The 19,478-nt window shown below is 58.8% G+C and carries 13 protein-coding genes; 9 read left to right on the top strand and 4 right to left on the bottom strand.

The genetic code is table 11. The annotated features are described in order from the left end of the window. The first annotated feature begins 140 nt into the window (after positions 1 to 140). Both K227x_RS17850 and K227x_RS31455 read left to right on the top strand, forming a co-directional pair. Positions 141 to 1,244 (top strand): acyl-CoA dehydrogenase family protein, encoded by a 1,104-nt coding sequence (locus K227x_RS17850; RefSeq protein WP_145171594.1) that lies wholly within the window; start codon positions 141 to 143, stop codon positions 1,242 to 1,244. A gap of 61 nt (positions 1,245 to 1,305) precedes the next feature. Then, positions 1,306 to 1,437: a hypothetical protein gene (locus tag K227x_RS31455; RefSeq protein WP_261343405.1), complete on the top strand. Its 132-nt coding sequence runs from the start codon at positions 1,306 to 1,308 to the stop codon at positions 1,435 to 1,437. A gap of 11 nt (positions 1,438 to 1,448) precedes the next feature. On the opposite strand, the gene K227x_RS17855 is transcribed toward K227x_RS31455, so the two are convergent. Further along, the gene (locus K227x_RS17855; protein WP_145171596.1) at positions 1,449 to 4,574 is read right to left on the bottom strand and encodes a hypothetical protein; all 3,126 of its coding nucleotides are present in this window, start codon (positions 4,572 to 4,574) and stop codon (positions 1,449 to 1,451) included. Positions 4,575 to 4,911: 337 nt separating this feature from the next. Here K227x_RS17855 and K227x_RS17860 point away from each other — a divergent pair, with 337 nt between their 5' ends. From K227x_RS17860 to K227x_RS17870, 3 genes are all read left to right on the top strand, one after another. Then, on the top strand, positions 4,912 to 5,865 hold the full coding sequence (locus tag K227x_RS17860) for a GDP-L-fucose synthase family protein (protein WP_145171598.1): 954 nt from the start codon (positions 4,912 to 4,914) through the stop codon (positions 5,863 to 5,865). Positions 5,866 to 5,981: 116 nt separating this feature from the next. Next, positions 5,982 to 6,998 (top strand): GDP-mannose 4,6-dehydratase, encoded by a 1,017-nt coding sequence (gene gmd / locus K227x_RS17865; RefSeq protein ID WP_145171600.1) that lies wholly within the window; start codon positions 5,982 to 5,984, stop codon positions 6,996 to 6,998. Between the two features lie 139 nt (positions 6,999 to 7,137). Beyond that, on the top strand, positions 7,138 to 7,491 hold the full coding sequence (locus tag K227x_RS17870) for a co-chaperone GroES (protein ID WP_145178059.1): 354 nt from the start codon (positions 7,138 to 7,140) through the stop codon (positions 7,489 to 7,491). A 93-nt stretch (positions 7,492 to 7,584) separates the two neighbouring features. Here K227x_RS17870 and K227x_RS30670 read toward each other — a convergent pair whose 3' ends face one another. Further along, positions 7,585 to 7,755 carry a hypothetical protein gene (locus tag K227x_RS30670; RefSeq protein ID WP_218933336.1) on the bottom strand — a complete coding sequence of 57 codons (171 nt, stop codon included), beginning with the start codon at positions 7,753 to 7,755 and terminating at the stop codon, positions 7,585 to 7,587. Positions 7,756 to 8,030: 275 nt separating this feature from the next. Between K227x_RS30670 and K227x_RS17875 the strand changes: the two genes are divergently transcribed. After that, positions 8,031 to 10,490 (top strand): dockerin type I domain-containing protein, encoded by a 2,460-nt coding sequence (locus tag K227x_RS17875; RefSeq protein WP_246146859.1) that lies wholly within the window; start codon positions 8,031 to 8,033, stop codon positions 10,488 to 10,490. A gap of 175 nt (positions 10,491 to 10,665) precedes the next feature. Beyond that, positions 10,666 to 11,595 (top strand): ZIP family metal transporter, encoded by a 930-nt coding sequence (locus K227x_RS17880; protein ID WP_145171604.1) that lies wholly within the window; start codon positions 10,666 to 10,668, stop codon positions 11,593 to 11,595. Between the two features lie 240 nt (positions 11,596 to 11,835). Here the strand turns inward: K227x_RS17880 and K227x_RS17885 are convergent, their stop codons facing one another. Next, the gene (locus K227x_RS17885) at positions 11,836 to 13,176 is read right to left on the bottom strand and encodes an asparagine synthase-related protein (protein ID WP_145178061.1); all 1,341 of its coding nucleotides are present in this window, start codon (positions 13,174 to 13,176) and stop codon (positions 11,836 to 11,838) included. Between the two features lie 613 nt (positions 13,177 to 13,789). Here K227x_RS17885 and K227x_RS17890 point away from each other — a divergent pair. Together K227x_RS17890 and K227x_RS17895 are read left to right on the top strand one after the other, a co-directional pair. Next, positions 13,790 to 17,221, top strand: a complete 3,432-nt coding sequence (locus K227x_RS17890) for an aminotransferase class I/II-fold pyridoxal phosphate-dependent enzyme (RefSeq protein WP_246145895.1) — start codon at positions 13,790 to 13,792, stop codon at positions 17,219 to 17,221. 419 nt (positions 17,222 to 17,640) lie between these two features. Further along, positions 17,641 to 17,823 (top strand): hypothetical protein, encoded by a 183-nt coding sequence (locus tag K227x_RS17895; protein ID WP_145171608.1) that lies wholly within the window; start codon positions 17,641 to 17,643, stop codon positions 17,821 to 17,823. Positions 17,824 to 18,219: 396 nt separating this feature from the next. Here K227x_RS17895 and K227x_RS17900 read toward each other — a convergent pair whose 3' ends face one another. Next, positions 18,220 to 19,443, bottom strand: a complete 1,224-nt coding sequence (locus tag K227x_RS17900) for a hypothetical protein (RefSeq protein WP_145171610.1) — start codon at positions 19,441 to 19,443, stop codon at positions 18,220 to 18,222. Between the last annotated feature and the right edge of the window lie 35 nt (positions 19,444 to 19,478).

Here is a 19,478-nt window from a genome sequence, read left to right on the forward strand (position 1 = left end):
TTTCGGGGGGCACCCAGGTTCGCCACACGTCGCTGTGACTTGGTTCCTGTTCTAGAATGCTGGTGCAGCACACGCCGAGGCCGCAGTGTGATAGCCCGATCCAAGCATCCCCAACGCCCCCACCTACCTGAACACGGAACATGTCTAGCCAACCTCTTGTGGAATCCCCGACCGGCCCCGCCATGGACGCATTGTGCGAATCGCTACGCGACGCAGCGCCGCGGTGGCATGGCGTGAATGATTGGCCGGGTGAATCTCTGCGTCGGTGTGGCCAGTCGGGCGTGTACCGTTGGTTTCTGCCCCGGCATGCTGGGGGAATGGAATGGTCGGATACCGATCAAACGCGCGGTTATCTGCGACTAGCCGAAGCCGACCTGACCACCACATTCATCATTACGCAGTACATGGGTGCGATTCGCCGCATCGTCAGCAGCGGTAACCAATCGATCATGGATCGATATGTCGAATCGCTGTCGTCCGGCAAACAATTTGGCACCGTCGGGATCAGCCACCTGACCACCAGCCGTCGGCACCTGGCCAAACCCGTGCTGATGGCTACCGAAACCAAAGACGGATTTCGATTGGACGGAATGTCGCCGTGGGTCACCGGAGCTCCGCATGCGGACGTGTACGTCATCGGGGCCACCCTGGATGACGGACGTCAGATTCTTGCTGCGGTACCGTCCGATTTGCCGGGAGTGGTTTCCGGAGCGGGAACAGAATTGATTGCGTTGTCGGCCAGTTGCACCGATCAAGTTCGTTTCGATGGGGTGTTGATTGATCACGCATCCCTATTGGCCGGGCCCGAAGACAACGTGATGACCGGCGGCAGCGGTGCGCGAACCGGCGGGCTTCAGACTTCGACCTTGGCGGTTGGGCTAGCGCGAGCGGCAGGAAACTATCTGGCATCCGAATCCGATCAACGACCGGACCTGCGCGAAGCGAGCGATGAGTTGACCAAGGACATTGATCAGTTGGAGGCATCGCTGCTTCGCGTCGGTCGGGAGGGTGATTCATCGGAAGGATGCGATCCATCGGAAATTCGTGGCCAGGCCAATCGACTGGTGCTGCGGACCACTCAAGCCGCGTTGACCGCCGCCAAGGGGGCCGGTTTTGTGCAGGGTCACTTAGTCGGCCGATTGTGCCAGCAAGCGCTGTTCTTTCTTGTCTGGAGCTGTCCAGCGCCGGTCGCCCAGTCGCATCTGTGTGAACTAGCGTTTGGAAGCGACCATCGAAGCGATTAAGCAACGAGCGATCAAGAATTGTCGTTTCTTTCTTCCCCCCTCTCTCTAACTCCCTCCCTGAATGAGCATTTTCTTCGTGCTGGCATCTTCGGATGCGGCCACATGCGAAGATGCCAGCGAGCGTGCGCCCGAGTTTCTGGCAGCGGAACACACCCAGGAAGGATGGGTGGTTCCGCTGCCAGCCGCGGAATAGACGGCAAGACTTTAGTTCTTTAACCATGCGACCCGCGGTGCATTCTCTTCACTCAGGGCGATCGCAACCCACCCGCCACGCAGTTCCAACTGGCTGACGGCCAACCCCTTCATCGCCGGATGCTGGGTTAGTACCGGTAGTGTCAGCGGCAACGGTCGGCTAGCCGCAAGCACTTTGTTGAAAATCGCTCGCACTGGCAATCGCTCTCGCATCGACATTCCAGGTCCACTGATTCGCAGATGGCCATCACGAACCAGCGAAGCATCCAATCCGTCTACCTGCGGAATGTAGGCCGCACGGACGATGAACTGGGTCAGATCCACTCGCGTCCCTTGGCTCAACCGCACGATCCGCATCGTCACCCACAACTTGCCATCTTCGATTTCGACTGTGATTGGTCGAGTTCGTGCAAATTGGATCGTGACGCCTTCGGGCATATCCTCGGGCATCGAGAATTCTTTGCCGAACATTCCGGCACCATGGGCGATGACGTCTTCGATCGGCATCGGTTGATCACGTGGTACCAACTGTTCCAGCGTGTTGTTGATGGCCGACTGGTGAACCTGCAGGCTCATCAAACTGGACTTCGGTGCCCGAGGTCGCGGGGTGAACGCAGCAAGTTGCCAATCCCCAGCCAATCGATAACGTGCCAACAGTCGATCGTTGGTGGTTTGCATATCGATCACTTGCGGATCCAACTTCAGTTTGCCGAGCGGCCCCAGCACCAAATTGGACAGTTGGTCCGTTGCAGAGGACACTTGTTCGTCCAAGCGTCCCTGCATCTCTGACGCAACTTCCTGTTTGATCTTGCTGCTAGCCATACGGTTCGAAATCGGTGCCATCTCGTCATACCGGCTCTCGGCAATGCTGCGGACCAAGGATCCCACCAATGGCCAGCGATCGTAGTCCGATCGAATGCCACGAAGCTTCATCCGTCCGTCGACGTCCACGTTCACATCGCCAGTGGCGATGCCGTTGCGTGACACGACGATCGGTGTCGCTGCGACAAATCGCGATGAACCAGTCGTATCAACCGCAACCGGACCACTGAAACCCGTCGATCGGGTGCTGACATGCCCCAACGTGCTAAGACGCAGCATCCATCGATCCGGTGATGGGGTCAGCGAGATCGCTAGATCGCTGTTGATCTGGCTGACTCCGCGGATACGGTTGCCCATCATGGTCGTGTTGACCGGCACATTTTGGGGATCGATCGACGGCAACATACGGTTCAGCATGTCTTCGCTGATCGCCATTCGCACGTTGGCGTTTCGATAGTAGGCCCCCAACGATTTTGCGATCGCGACGGCGGAATCATTCTCGGCAAACCGAAGCGTTTGCACAGCGTCGGCAATATCGATCGCGGCCAAATCGATCGCGTCGGTTTCTTGGCGTTCGATTTGTGCCAACAGATCCGCATAGTCCACGGCGCCACGAGCCCAGGGCCGAACCGTGTTGGCCAACTGGTTTACCGAATCACGATCCAACCATTGCAAATGTCCCTCTTGCAGTGCATGCCAGCTGAGTCGGGACAACAGTCGCTGGGCCACGATCGAACGTTCTTCGCGTTTGGCGACGTCACGATGGGTTGCCGTGGCAGCCTTTTCGATTTCGTCCAACAACAGGTACGAAGCCCAACCTTCGACGTCACCGGTTTCATGGAGGTCGGCTCGCACCGCCTCGATCGCCGCAACCACTTCGTCGATCACGACCAACAGCGATGCCGATCCATCGATCTGGTCGGTCACCATCCAAGTCGGCTGACTATCGCGAGTCACCGCCCATACCGGTTGCCAGACCTGGACACGGCGCGTCAGCCCATGAACGGCTCGCAGCCAATCCACTTGGGATTCACGATCTTCCAGGGCCTCGGCCGCCGCCTCGCCCTCGATCGCCAATTTGCCCAAGTCGCCGATCAGATCGCCAGCCCGTTGATCGCCCAGACGCGGCAGCGATCGAAGCGTTGCCAATTTGCTGGCGACGTCCTCTGACCACTGATGGATGGCGGGGTCGTTGGCTTGGTTGGCCAAGGCCGCCAATTGCGCGTCCAACTGCGTCGTCACAGGCCATCCGGCTGGCCAATCACTTGCCGATCGTTTGCTGACCGTGTGGCTGGGCAGATTCAATCGGATCTGCGGCAGGTCCGTCACGAACGACTCGGTGTCGCCGTTGGTGACAGTTTCCAGGACCGGTTGTTCGACCCGAACTGGCTTGGCCAACGCCCGATTCGATTCCGGCAAACTGGACGGTCGCCGGGCTGGCTTCAGCTCGAAAACGTTCGGATCCGAGTCGTCGTTCTTTGCGACGTTGGATCCCGAGTCCTGCTGTGCACGTGCCTGGGCTGGCGAAATCAACGCGATCGTTTCTTGGTCAATCACCAAGTCATCGCTGGCATCCAAATCACGGCGTGGAACCACCTGCAGGACACGACTGCGATTGCGCAGACTTTGCAGCGTTCGATGATTCAGCGGGACGTCGGCAATGATGCAAGTCCCGTCGGCCAAATCCTGTGCCGCCGATTGATCCTGATGCAACTGCAACGCCAACCCAGCCAATTCAAATTGCTCGGACCGAACGGGTGCAAGCAGCGGCGTCGGATTGTCCTGTCCGAAAGCCTCGGCCACTCGCTGCGGTAGCCGCACGCCGCGTGACCCATGCTCGTCACGATCGGTGACGGGATGCGTCGACGCCAATTCGAACACGCCATTGGACCAATCCACAGGGCGGGAGTACGCCGTGGTGGTGGCGTTCGTTACGGCGCCCGACGTCGCGGCTTTGGACGTGGCCGGAGCCAGACGCGCCAGCGCTGCCAGGTTGGTGCTCGACAGGTCCCGCTGCGAATGTCTCGACCCGATCGATCCATGTCGATCGTGCGAGAAGCTATTCGGCACCGGCACCGTCCATTCGGCGCCCGGCACCGGTTCGGTGGACCTCCGGAACCTGGACGACGTCGTCGGCTGCCCCGAGTCGAAGGAAAGGGAATTCAGTGCCAACGCAACCGGGCGTTCGATCGATGCAATCATCGACGAGGTATCCGACAGACTGGGCAACTGGGTACCCATCCACGATACAGCCGTGATCGTCGCAGACGCGGCGGCAGGCCACAGCAACAGGGTTCGTTTGACTTCCTTGCGCATCCCTAGGTCTCTTCCTAACAGGGTGATAAGACAGCCGCAGCGAAATCGGTCCCTCCGATCCATGCCACGGTCGCGTACAAGTCCAATCGACCAATCACGGAGACAGATCTACAGTCCCCTGCCGTCTTCCCCCAAACCAAACAGGCAACGGAATCCGGATAGTCGGTGCAATCGGAATGGACTGGGCAATCCAACCGGTTGCATCGCCCAAACACCGTGAAAACGCGACTGCAAGGATGAATGACGCTAGCGGTCGGGGCATCAACATCCGTCTTGCGCGTGCCCAACATTCGGATTCCCATTCGCGCCTTCCCCTTTCCCAATTATGCTTTCGCCCATGAACACGCCAAATATCGAAAAGGTTTACATCGCTGGGCACCGCGGAATGGTGGGCTCGGCCCTCTGTCGTCGGCTTGCCGGTACCAACACCGATGTGGTGACGGCCAGCCGAAACGAACTGGACCTGTGCGATCCTGCGGCGACGGCTGACTTTTTCCGAACTCACCGCCCCGATGCGGTCATCTTTGCCGCCGCCAAGGTCGGTGGAATCGTCGCCAACAACACGTATCCCGTTGAATTCCTGTCGCAGAACGTCGCAATGGCGATGTCGGCGATCAACGCTGCCTACCAAGCCGGAGTCAAACGATTCCTCTTCCTTGGCAGCACCTGCATCTACCCGCGGGATTGCCCACAACCGATCCGCGAGGAATCGTTGTTGACCGGACCGCTGGAACCCACCAACGAAGCCTACGCGTTGGCCAAGATCGCCGGCTTGAAACTTTGCCAGTACTACCGCCGCCAACACGGCGTGATGTTCCATAGTGCGATGCCGACAAATTTGTACGGTCCCGGCGACAACTATCACCCCGAACACAGCCACGTTCTACCGGCTTTGATCCGGCGATTTCACGAGGCCAAGATGGACGCGCTTCCGTCCGTGACCATCTGGGGAACCGGATCGCCACGTCGCGAGTTTCTGTATGTCGACGACTTGGCCGACGCTCTGGTCCATCTGTGCACGATCGCCGATCCACCGGACTGGGTGAACGTCGGCACCGGAGTGGACCAAACCATTCTAGAAGTCGCCCGCCAGGTTGCTGGAACGGTTGGCTACCAAGGCGAAATCCTGACCGACCCACAGCGTCCCGATGGAACCCCGATCAAGTGCACCGATGTGTCGCGACTTCACGCGACCGATTGGAAACATCAGGTATCGTTAGCAGACGGCTTGAAGAGGACCTACGAAAGCTTCCTCAGCGAAACCGGCGCCGGCAACCTGCGTTCGGTTTAACGAACGGGAATAACGGCACGCATCACGCGGTGGCGATTCCATCGGATCCGCTGTCACCTTCCCACCACACCCCTCGTCCATTTTCCCCTTATCCGCCCAGAACGGCTTTTCATCCCATGACCAAATCAGCATTAATCACTGGTATTACCGGCCAAGACGGCAGTTACCTGACGGAACTGTTGCTCGAAAAAGGCTACAACGTTCACGGGCTGGTTCGTCGTAGCAGCACGTTCACGACGGGACGGATCGACCACCTTTACCAAGACGTTCACACCGAATCGCGATTGCGACTCCACTACGGTGACCTGACCGACGGCCAAGCACTGACCAACTTGGTTTTGGAAATTCAACCCGACGAAATTTACAACTTGGGTGCCCAAAGCCACGTGCGCGTGTCGTACGACCAACCGGTGTACACGTTGCAAACCGTTGGTGTCGGGGCGCTCAACGTTCTGGAAGCAGCAAGACTGTTGAACAAAACTAAAACGGTTCGTGTTTACCAGGCCAGCAGCAGCGAGATGTTTGGCGAAGTTCTGGAGACGCCTCAGAAGGAAACCACACCGTTCAACCCGCAGTCGCCCTATGCGTGTGCCAAGGTTTACGCGTACCACCAAACGGTGAACTATCGCCGCGGCTATGACATGTTCGCCAGCAACGGGATCCTGTTCAACCATGAATCGGAACGCCGCGGCGAAACCTTCGTGACTCGCAAGATCACTCGCGCCGCTGGCCGCATCAAAGCCGGCCTGCAACAGAAACTGTACCTGGGCAATCTGGACGCCAAACGCGACTGGGGCTACGCCAAGGACTACGTCGAGGGGATGTGGCGGATCCTGCAACACGACGAAGCGGACGACTTTGTGCTGGCCACCGGGCGAACCGAATCGGTGCGTGATTTCTGCAAACTGGTGTTCGAGCAGCTAGACCTGAATTACGAAGAATACGTCGAAATCGATCCTCGTTATTTCCGCCCTGCGGAAGTCGACCTGTTGCTCGGTGACGCTTCGAAAGCCAAAGAAAAACTAGGCTGGACCGCCACCACCGATCTGGAACAACTGGCCCGGATCATGACGCAGCACGATTACGAACTGGCCCAACGCGAATCGCATGCGAAGAGCTTCGTGCCTAGCTGATCGACCAACGTCCGCCACCCCACACTGTGTCGGTGGCGACCGCCCCCGCTCGACTTAGTCACCACGACGGGCCACAATCGACCCAAACCGTCGTGTTGGTGACGGAAGACGACATGCGAGACGATCCTTCGGAGAGATGATGGTAAAGAGGAAAAAGGCCGCTGCAACGTTTGAGCACGTCGAACCGATCGGCGATCGAGTGCTGGTGCGAAAAGACGAGCCCAAACGAGAAACCCGCGGCGGCATTGCGCTGCCCGATGCGGCTGAGATCCCCACGATCACCGGACGGATCGTCACGATCAGCGCGGTTGTCGAGAACGACGAAGAACTGCCGCTTCGCCAATACGACAAGATCTTGTTCCACCCCAAGAACGCGATCCCCGTCGATTTGGAACACGATAACCAACTGTTCGTGGTCCCCGTGGACGATATCGTCGCGGTTTTCCGCCGCTCGACGAGCCCCGAAGTGGTCGAAGAAGCCGACGACGATTGATCCGGGGCCCTGCTTGCCCCCCCGGCATTCTTAGGCCGGACGGTATCACTAGGCCTCGATCGGGCTTGCGATCGAGCGTGCCGGGTGACAGAATTACACTGGTTCAGCGAAGTCCATTCGGGCAGTGGATGACGCATCGCTGAAACGTTTGACATCGGTTCGATACTTCGGAAACAGGGGCAAACCAGTTTCCGCAGCAGCGATCGCGTCATGATTTTGGGGCACATCCATGATCAGGACGCATCCACCATCAGCGCGTGCCACGATCAGGCCGGCCGTCTTTCTGATTCGTGGCCCCCGTTTTGCACTGGAACGTCTGGTAGCAGTGGCGTCCGCTGCGAATTGCAGCAGAAGCGATCGCTTGGGATGTTTCTCTGAACCCACGCTGCCGTCGGACTGATACCTAGCCCTCCCTCATCTCAACCAGTGGGCAATGCATGTTTCGTTGTAAACGGAGTTCGGCGATCCGCCGCAACCAAAATACAAAGAGGGTCCGGGTTCGCTCCTCGCGAATCGAATCGCTTGAACCCAGGCGGTTGATGGTTGCCGAAGGTGCGATCTTTGATCTTACCACGCCCGTCGATACCGCTGGTTTAGTGGGCAACGCGTCGGCGCTGATCGATTGGGGCGATGGAACCTCTAGCAACGGTACAGTCGCCGGTGGCAACTCGACGGGCAACATCAAAATCGTGCTGGACTATTCGTTGGACACCAACAAGTTCTTCGGCACGTCGGCCAGCGATCCGTTTCGGATCCGATTGCAGCAAGCCGCCGATGCGCTAGCCAGCAGGTTCAACGACACGTTGGCCGCTGTGGCCCCCAAGCCCTACGTGACTGTCAGGCCAAAGATCTTCCATCCGTCCCAAGGGCCGGCCAACTCGACCGCCGGCACACTCCATTCACTGCCTGAAAATCCAACGATCGCGGCGAACACCATCATCATCTACGCCGGTGCTCGTGACCTGCCCGGTGCGTCGCGTGGCGTGGGCGGCGGTGCGTCGATCAGCTTCACCCGAACCTGCATCCCCGGTCCACAATGCACCACCGCACAAGCCAACCAGGACGCGATCGAAAGTCGGGGCGAAGCTGGCGTGTTGGCGGCCAACCCGACTGATATCGCACCGCTTTACGGTTCGATCAGTTTCGATACCCCCACCAAACCGATGTTCTATTTGGGCCAGGATGGCGATGCGATCGCGCCGGACCAATTGGATTTCCTAAGCGTTGCGACGCATGAATTGGCACACGCGCTGGGGCTAGGGACGTCCGAATCATGGACGACAAATGTCTCGGGAAGTGTGTTCACCGGCCCCAATGCGCGAGCCGCTTACGAAGGTTCAGGGAATGTCCCGCTTTCGGGAGGCCACTGGAACCCGTCCGTCGTCGCGCTGCAGCCAACGTTGATGGGGCCTTCGATCAGCTTCGGTCAACGAGTTCCCTTTTCGCCGCTGGATTTCGCAGCGATGAAGGACATCGGTTGGGAAGTCGCCAATACATCCGCAACCGTGACCGCGTCGCACCGATACGGCGATGACGGTTCCTATCCGGTATCGGTAACATTGTCCGGGTCCACGATTGGCAAGGTCGAAAAAGACCTCAGCCCCGTATCGGTGACGAATGTGGCGCCGACTTTGCAAGTCCCCGCAAACCGCACCGGCACCGTCGGTCAGCCGATCTCCATCACGGACATTGGGATTTTTACGGATCCGGGCTACGCCCAACCCAACGGCACACCTGCGACGAACGAAACCTTTGATTTCACGGTCGATTGGGGCGACGGAACCATCGACAACGGGGTTGCCACCATCGACATCGCAGGCAATTCGACGGGGCGTTTGACCACGGGTTCGTTCAACGCATCGCACACCTACGCGGTGCCCGGAACACGAACGGTCAAAGTCGTGGTCACCGACGATGATGGCGGGACGACACAGAATACATTCCAGATCGCCGTCAATGCGACGCCCGAAATCACGCTTCAGCTTAGCCAGCCCACCGTTCGCGAAGACGACGGTTCCAGCGCCGCAACCTTGACGGTCAGTCGCAGCGGCCCCGTGCTCGCGATCGATCAAACGGTGACGCTTTCGTCCAACGATCCGTCCGAAGCCACCGTTCCGACATCGGTCGTGATCCGGGCTGGTCAATCGAGCGTTACCACGGTGGTGAGCGCCGTCGATGACGCGCTGCTGGATGGCGCACAATCGGTCACGTTGACCGCGGTTGCCGCGGGCGCCACCACGGGATCCATCGGTTTGCAGGTCGCGGATTACGAAACGCTGACAGCACGGTTTACCAACGCATCGGTCGTCGAGGGAACCACGGACGCGAACGTGTTGGTGATCAGCCGAAGCAACACCGACGTTTCCAGCGCGATCACGGTTGGGATCGCTGGCGCGGGCGTCAGTCAAACCAGCCTCGGTACGTCGATTTCGCTTCGCGCGGGCGAGATGAATCGATCGATCAGCTTCGACACCATCGACAACGACCAACCTGAATTGCCGCGGACGCTGCAGTTCACCTTCACTGCGTCGGGATACGATTCGGCTGCTGCATCGTTCGAAATCCTGGATGACGAGTCGCCAGAATTCCAGAACCCCGTCAATCAGTTCGACGTCAACAACGATAGCGAAGTGACCGCCTCGGACGCGCTGCGGGTGATCAACCAGATGGCCCGCCAATCGACACCCCTGTTGGATCCTGCGACCGAAGACCCCAACGGCGTTTTCTATGACGTCAACGGCGACTATGCGGTGACCGCCGTGGACGCGTTGCAGGTGATCAACGAACTGGCTCGGCGTCGGAGTGCAGCGACCGCCCAAGGTTCCCAAGCCCAAACGCCGCAGTTCGGCATTCCAGCCTCGGAAGCAGTGGACGATTCGGCTCGCTTTGATGCGGCCCTAGCAGCATCCAGCATCGGATGGCTGACATCACCGGGTTTGGATGGCGATGACGAGGACGCGATTGGATTTGGCTTGGACTCTTCCGGGCAAATGTTCTGATGGCGAGATAGGCAGAAGGGACTGCAGACGCGGCGCCGCCATCCGCTTGGCACCGCTTGGCACCGTCTGGCAAAATCATCTTGTTGCGGGCGGACTGATTCTCAGCTTGCCAGCAATCCCCTAGGCTGTGTGGCCGTTCGAAGTTTGGACCACTGCCCCCCCAGCCGATATCGCTATGACGGTTTTGCCGCTGCTGTTTACCTATTGTGTCGTGATCGTGATTGCATCGATGGCTGGCGGCTGGTTGCCGACTCTGATGCGGATGACGCACCTGCGGACGCAGCTGTTGATGAGTTTTGTTTCGGGATTGATGCTGGGCATCGCGACACTGCATTTGTTGCCGCACGCCACCGTCGAACTGAATTCAGCCAGCAAGGCGGGCGCGGCGACCCTGGGCGGAATTCTGTCCATGTTCCTGTTGATCCGGCTCTTCCACGTGCACCAGCACGATGCGCCGGCGATAAAATCCAGCCCGGAAGATCAGCTTTCGCACGATCATCAGGCGGCCGCTGCCTGCGACCACGACCACTCGCATTCCGATCCCCACAACCATGGCAACGCCGGTTGGGGATGGCTGGCGATGATGTTTGGACTGGGGCTGCACACGCTGGTCGACGGAGTCGCTTTGGCCGCTAGTGTGGTGGCCGATGCGCAGCACGGCGCGTGGCTTCCCCTGGCCGGGGTCGGAACATTCCTGGCAGTGGTTCTGCACAAACCGCTGGACGCCTTCGCGATCACATCGGTGATGCAGAAGGGTGGCTGGACGGCCGGACAACGTGCCCTGGCGAACATGACGTTTTCGTTGGCCTGTCCGATCGGTGCCGCCCTGTTCTACTTTGGTGCAATGCGGATGACCGGTGGATCGGCCATCCTTGGGTGGGGCCTAGCGATCTCGGCCGGGTTCTTTATCTGTATCTCTTTGGCCGACCTGTTGCCCGAAGTCGCCTTTCACGACCACGACCGCGGCAAACTAACCGCCGCGCTGCTGATCGGTGTCGCCTTGGCTGTCGCGGTCGAGAACCTGCCGGGGCACAAGCACACCGCACCAACACCGGCGGGTGAATCGGTTGAAAGCCCGCAGGATACGATCAGCCCCACGTCCTAGGCTTTCCCCAGTGAAAGCCAGCACGGGCCCCGCTGGCATACGCCCCAACAGTGGCAAGCATCACCCCCGTGCCCAAGCGGCAGAGCGTTGCGCCGTAGCGTCATCACGTAGCGCAAACTCGCCAACAGTTTCGGCCAACACGGGGGGGATCGCCGAAAGTCTTGGCGACTTGCGCTACGGGTGGGGCGGCGAATTGCGTTACGAATTCGGCGGCTTGCGATTTGGGGGGGCAGGATGGCTTTAGCGGTTTGCGATTGGCGGCTGCGAAAACAGCTCGTCAAAGGCTTTGCGATATTCGCGATCGTCTTGGGGGAACAGGGAATCAAAGGTAGCGCCGTCGACCGCCCCTCGCTGAAACCGTTGCTTAGGAAAGACGGGCATTTCCGTACCAGTGATCTGTCGCACGCCTGCTGCGACGACCTGGCCTTTCAGCCCGTACAAGCGTTGGTGATCCCAGTCCGTCAGTTCGACAAACGGAATCGCCTCGGCCGCTTCGATCACGTCGGGCACCGCAAAGGGACTGAATCCGCGAAACCCTAGCTTCGTCGCGGGCGCACTGGTTCGCACATGCCCCCGACTTTGACCGCCGCTATAGGTCAAGGAATGCTTGACCGCATCGACGCCCCAACCTTCTTGATACAGCATGCGATTGCCCAGCACGCTGCGGATCGTCAGTTCGGGATTTTCTTCGATGGGGTAGTCCTTCAGGTTTTCGTCGCCACCATCGCCATCGATCAGATAACGCCATTCGGGGTACCGCCGGCGGACTTCACGCAACAGGGCCAATCCCATGGTTGCCGATTGGATATCCAACGGCTTGTAGTCCTCGGTCACACCGATCGCGTCGCGCCACGACAACGCAGATCGAGGCACCGAAACGATTTCCAGCAGCATTTCACGGTCAACGGCCTTCAAGAACTGCGACGCTTGTCGCGGGTCCGAAGCATCGCCATCGACCGACAATGTAAACGCTTTGAGACGCGACGAAGATTGTCCGCGGCGACGGATCAAGAAATCGGTCACGATCAGCACCGCGCCGCTGTCCACGCCACCGCTGAACATCAAACCGATCGGCTCGTCGGCGGGGATGCTGTCCAACCACGCGTCGATCGATTCGGCCAATTTACCGATGTACGCTTGGCCGATCGCGTCGATGTTCGCAGGCAAACGATTGCGTTGTGGCGAAAAATAGCGGTGCAGTTTCGGATTGGGATCGGGGCAGCCGACCAATTGCAGTTCCAACAGGTGGTGGGCCGGGACCATTCGCGTGTAAGCAGCGCGGAACTGATCGGCCAACCCTTCCTTGTCCAACTGGCTAGCGATCTCGTCCATCCGTTCCGCGACGATCAAAGCCGGCCCTTCGGCTCGCTTGGCCAAAAAATAACGCATTGGTCGTCCGATCGATCGAGCCATCCGAATCGTCTTTCCGGATTGCTGCAGAATCGCGAACTGGCCCCCAATTTGGCGGATCGCTTCGACACTGCCGCTGCGGACAGCCGCATTGGCCTGATCTCGGGTGGTCCCCAATAGAACGTCACCGGCCGGATCCAGCAGATTGACGACCCGGTCAATCAACTCCATCGGTTGCCCCACCACAGGGGGCATCTCGGGCACCTTGGTCGTGTCTGCGGCGGTGGTCCTGTGGGACGAATCGCTGGCCGCTTCTTTCATGCCGGGCACTGCGGATGAATCGGTGGACGCGGATTTGGCGTTATTCATGGGGGATCGGCGACTAGGATAGAAGGAGATATCGGGATCAAACCGTGTTCAAAAACGCTTGTTAACGACTGCGAATGCTTCTCGGTACAGACAATTGGCCAGCTCCATTATCCAGCTCCATTGTCCAGTTCCATTGTCCAGTTCCATTGTTTCGTTGCATCTTCCGCTGTACCGACCGCGTTCGGCACGAACGCGTCGGCGGCGGGTTGGTTCTGCCGGTTCTGGCGATCACGTATTCGGGTGGCTCGCGACATTCCGACCAAAGCTCCGAATCGGTAACGGTCAGGGTGTTTGGGTGGTTTTTTTCCGAAACGCACGCTAGCACAGTGACGTGAATGTCCGTTTCGGTATTCTAGAGGGTTCGTCGGGGCAGCTTACCCTATTTGAATCCAACGCAAACCAGATCCCGACTGGCTTTGATCGAACTCACCATGAGTTCGGTAACGAAGTCGTTTTTATTACTCGCAGAGCAACGGTGAATCGGTCCGTGGACTTGCAGACGTATTTCGGCACGCATTCGCCCCCGAGAGATCATTTCATCTCGGTGCTGGAGCATTGGGCAGAACATCGCCCCAATGACACCGCGTACTACTTTACCGACGTTGAATCGGTCGAGCAGCGATTGACGTACGCCCAGTTGTGGGACCAAGTCCAATCCTTGGCCGGTCACATGCAATCGGCCTGTCGGGTCCGAGCGGGCGATCGAATCCTGCTGGTCTATCCACCGGGGCTGGAATTTGTGGTCGGCTTTTTTGCCTGTCACGCCGCCGGCGCCATCGCAGTCCCGGCCTACCCGCCACGGCGCAATCGCAAAGCATCGCGTATTCGTTCGATCGTGGTCGACGCCAACGCACGTTGGGCCTTATCGACGCGCAGCATGGTGGAACAACTCTCGGGCGACCAACAGCACGACGACTTGATCGGCGTCCAACTATTGGGAACCGACGATCCGGAAATCCGAGACGCCGCGGCTTGGCGACGACCGAAACTAAGCGAGCACTCGCTGGCCGTGCTGCAGTATACCAGCGGTTCGACCGGTTCCCCCAAGGGGGTGATGCTGAATCATCGCAATCTGATCGCCAACAGCGAGCTGATCCTAGAAGCCTTTGATCCGCCCGAACACTTCACAGGCATGAGCTGGTTGCCGACGTACCACGACATGGGATTGGTCGGCGGCGTGCTGATGCCGCTGTACACCGGTCGTACGAACGTGTTGATGAGCCCGATGACATTCTTGCAGCGGCCAGCCCGTTGGCTGCAAGGGATCTCGAAGTACGGCGTGACGATCAGCGGCGGACCGAACTTTTCGTACCAGCTTTGCGCCGACAAGATCCAGGACTCGGAACTGGAAGGCGTCGATCTGTCGAAGTGGGCGATTGCGTTCAATGGTGCCGAACCGATCCGGCCATCCACGTTGCAAGACTTTGCCAAACGATTCGCAAAGCAGGGCTTCAATCCGGCCGCGTCGCTGCCCTGTTACGGGATGGCGGAAACCACGTTGATCGTGACCGGCGGACCAACCACACCGCGTCCGGTCACGACCACCTTCGACGGTCGCGGTCTGGAAGAAAAGATCGTGCGCCCGGTCGCTGCCGATCACTCCTCCGCTCGCGCCTTGGTCGGTTGTGGCGCGGTACTGAAAAACGAAACGGTGATCATCGTCGATCCAGAAACTCGCGAGCAATTGCCAAGCGACTCGATCGGCGAAATTTGGGTCCAAAGCGACTCGGTCGGCCAAGGCTACTATCGCCGCAAAGAAGCGTCCGAGCAGACGTTTCGGGCGACCACGATGGACGGCGAAGGACCATTCCTGCGCACCGGTGACCTGGGCTTTCTGTACAACGGACAACTTTACGTTTCCGGCCGCTTGAAGGACATGATCATTGTTCGCGGCGTCAATCGGTATCCGCAAGACATCGAAGAGACCGTCGAACTAGCGTCCGAAGCCGTCCAAGCCGGTTCGGTCGGCGCGGTGGCGATGGAACATGATGGACGAGAACAATTGGTGATCGTGGCCGAAACCGTCCGCGCCCGTGACTTGGACTGGGACATGCACATCCAGGCCATCCGTCGCGCCGTGACGGCTGAACACGAATTGCCGCCGGATGCCGTCTACCTGGTGCGCAACAGCAGCATCCCCAAGACCAGCAGCGGCAAGATTCAACGCCACGCCTGTCTGCACTCGGTCCGCGATGGTGACTTGAAACTGATCGCCAAGTGGGTCCGCTGGGAAGAATCCGGGGGCAACGGATTTTCCGATGCCGCCCCGATGATGCAGGCCGCATCGGCGAGTGGGTCCGAAAAAGTCAATCCTGCCGATATCAGTGGCCCGATCGTCGAAGTGATCGGACACCACGTGCGCCGCGTAGCAGGTGAACGCGCCGGTGCCCTGAACCTGGAAACCAACATCGTTTTGGATCTCGGCTTGGACAGCCTAGAACGGCTGGAGATCGCTCGAAAATTAGAACGAACCTTCGGCGGCCGTTTTCCTGAACAAGTGCTGGACGAAATCGAAACCATCGGACAGACCGCGCTCGCGATCCAGCGATACCTTCCGCCCGGCGGCGAAGCCCGTGCCGAAGCGCTGCTGCGTGGTGAGTTCACCGACGACGATTCCGCCACCGAGGGCCGCGCGTCGTCCGAACGAAATGGGCAGGCGACCGAAACGGTCGAAGCCGAAGACAGCATCGAACAGTTTGCCGAATACCGTCGACTGAAGACGACGATGCGACAGATGTTGATGACGGGTGTTCCGAACCCCTTCTTCACCGTTCATGACGGAATCGTGGGTGACAAGACCATCGTTGACGGTCGCGAACTGATCAGCTTTGCCAGCTACAACTACCTGGGACTCAGCGGACACCCCGATGTTTCCGAGGCGGCCTCGGCAGCGGTTCGGAAGTATGGGACCAGTGTGTCGGCCAGCCGTTTGGTTTCTGGTGAAAAACCGATTCACGGACAACTGGAAAAATTGATCGCACGATGGATCGGAGTCGACAACTCGATCCTGATGGTGGGCGGTCACGCCACCAACGAAACCACGATTGGCCACTTGGTGGGTGCGGGCGATTTGATTGTGCACGATGCCCTGTCACACAACAGTATCGTGCAAGGCGCCCTGCTGTCGGGCGCTCGGCGGCGACCGTTTCCGCACAACGACTATGCAGCGTTGGACCGCATGCTGGGCGAGATTCGCGGACAGTACCGACGGGTGCTGATCGTGATCGAAGGCGTCTACAGCATGGACGGCGACTATTCGGATCTGCCCAAGTTCATCGAAGTCAAGAAGAAGCATCGCGCCATGTTGATGGTCGACGAAGCCCACAGTTTTGGCACGATGGGCGAAACCGGACGCGGGATGGCCGAACACTTTGGCGTCGATGCTCGCGATGTCGACATTTGGATGGGCACCCTCAGCAAGAGCGCGGCGTCCTGCGGCGGATACATCGCCGGCAGTGATGCCTTGGTCGAACTGCTGCGTTACACCGCCCCCGGCTTTGTGTTCAGCGTCGGCATGCCCCCGGCACAAGTCGCCGCTGCAATGGCTGCGATCGAAACGCTTGAACGTGAACCCGAACGCGTTCAACGACTGCGCCGGCAAAGCGATCTGTTCCTGTCGCTATGCCGCGAAGCAGGCCTGGATACCGGTGACAGCAGTGGCACGCCGGTGGTTCCCGTCATCACGGGCAATTCGATGGTCGCGCTTCGATTGTCGAACCGGTTGAAAGCAGACGGGATCAACGTGCAACCGATCCTGTATCCGGCCGTGGATGAATCCGCCGCTCGATTGCGATTCTTCATCACCAGCGAACATACCGACGAACAAATTCGGTTCACCGTCGCCAAGACCGCCGAACACATGCAAGAGCTAAGCGTGGGAAGTTTGGAACTGGAAGTGAAGAGCTAGCTTCGCCGCACGCGCGAGCAGCGCAGGAACGTTGGCGACCACCGCGCGTGAGTGATTGCCACTGAAACCATTGCCACTGAAACCATTGCCAGTGAAACCATTGCCAGTGACCGATGGCCGGTCGGTCCACGCGGTCGAAGACATCTGACTGCGGCCATGCCAAGCAGTGTTTCTCACTTCCCCTCTAGTGAGTTACGTGCACTGCGATCGATGGTGTCCATTCTGCCGCTGGTACATTTCCAGGCACGCTGCATCGTTGACTTCCGCATCCAGAATCGGTTTAGCCCTTGCGGTGGCGGTGACGTGTTCTAGAATTGGTAGGTGCGCGATTGTCGTGGACGGCGATAGGAATTCGAGTCTGGCGACGGGCTGGAATACCTCACGGCGACGTGTCTAGTTTCTATTTTGAGGAGATTGTTTTGCTTACCGAGTCCACCGTCGAGAACATGTTTCGGCAATTGATGAAGACCGAAGATCGCAACGAAGAGACCTTCGAAAAGGCGGAAGAGCTGTTGGAAGTCGAGCTTCGCCCCGAAAGCCCGTTGCGTCACCGCTTGACCGTCGAATTGGAAGAGCTTCGCACGCTGGCGACCAAGAGCTAGTTCAGCCAACCGGCTTCCCAGTAGCGATCAGTAGAATTGATTCAAGACGCTTCGGCGTCCCACCGCTAGCTATCCATCGGTCGTGGCGATCATGCCCGACTAGCTGAAACGCATCTCTCCCGATTCCTTTGTCCCAGTGCCCACTGCGACAACCGTTTCGGGTTTTTTCTTGCGCCCGCAGGGACGTCGTGACCTGATAGAGATGCCACCGCCCGCGGGGATGCGATCCCGCACTGGGGTGTTTGGGTTCGCTGCGAAGTCCTGGCGTACGTGGACGCCAAGACCGTCTGCGATGTCACCGTCTGCGATGTCACCGCCGGCGCATAAAAAACGACACCGCAAAGTAACCTTTGCGGTGCCGAATGTTCGCTGCAAGCGATGGTAGCAAGTTTGGGTTTAGTGGTTCAGACTCAGTCCGAAGGTTCCACCAACCATCACATAGCCTTGGTCATTGTCACCGGCACTGAGTGCACCGCCGGCTCCGCTGCCTCCTCGCCACAAGCCCCGAGCGATGTCGATGACTTGAACACCGGCTCGGATTTGAAGCATCTTGGTCAGTTGGTAGCCCACTTCGCCCCGCACATCGAATCCGATGAAGAACTCTTCGTTGCGTTCGTATACCGGTGGGACACCGTCTTGGTCATGACGGATGAACACAGGTGGATCACCGATCGTGGTTGGGTTGTCGTAGAACACGCTTTCGATCTGACGATCGTACTTGGCACTTTGGTAAGATCCGCCCAAGAAGCATTTGAAGTCGCTGGTGAAGCTAAACCGTTCACGCTGTTTCAGGTAGCGGAAACCAACTTGCATCCCCAGCATCTCGTTCTCGGTGATCGATCGATCCGAAGTTAGCTGTTCGACAAAGGTGTCGGCAGGGTCACCCGAACCAGGTCCGATCACTGCGGTCGTACCGGGGAAAGCAGCAAAGCTTTGGGTCCCGTTCAGGTCATTGACTCGCAGCCACCGAAGGCCGACCAATGGTTCCAGAATACCACCGTAGTGGTACGGTTCCATCCGCCAAGTCTTGTTCAGTTCGTAACTGTTGTAGTTGATATAGTTCTGGGTATCACCGATATCGATGAACCGATAACTATTCCCCTCGTTGTTCCGAGTTCCCGGAGGCGTCTCGAAACCAAAGGCGCCGAAGGCACCGCTGTCGCCACTACCGCCTGTGACCTGACCGCCGTTGTAACGGTTCAGTCTTTCGCGGCGTACCGTGTAGACTTCATGGACCTCGTTTTTGGTCCAGTTGAAAGTCCAACCTTTGTCTTCGCCGGGCAACATGTAACCGACTTCATATCGGTGCCCGTAACCCGAGTCGAGCCTCGTCTTGGCGTTGGTTTCGCCAAAGACTCCGCCAATGGACGGCGAGTCCAAATCGGGTCGTGATCCATAAAGGTGCAAGCGATCGTACGTCGCGAACCACCCTGTCGCTGCGCGTTTGCTCGGCTTCATGTCGGCCAAGTCCATGTCATAGACCGGCTCGAACCAGTTAAAGTCGGGATCGAACGCGAATGGGTCCGCCACCGGAACGTGTTCCTGGGCGCCCACCGATGCGACTCCGCCTAGCAGTGCTAGGGCTGTGAGCAGACTTGCAGTCAGCTTCCGTACCGACATCGCTTGTTCCACCGTCTTGCAGTTAATTTGTCTCG

The sequence above is a fragment of the Rubripirellula lacrimiformis genome, assembly GCF_007741535.1.
GTDB classification, from domain to species: Bacteria; Planctomycetota; Planctomycetia; order Pirellulales; family Pirellulaceae; genus Rubripirellula; species Rubripirellula lacrimiformis.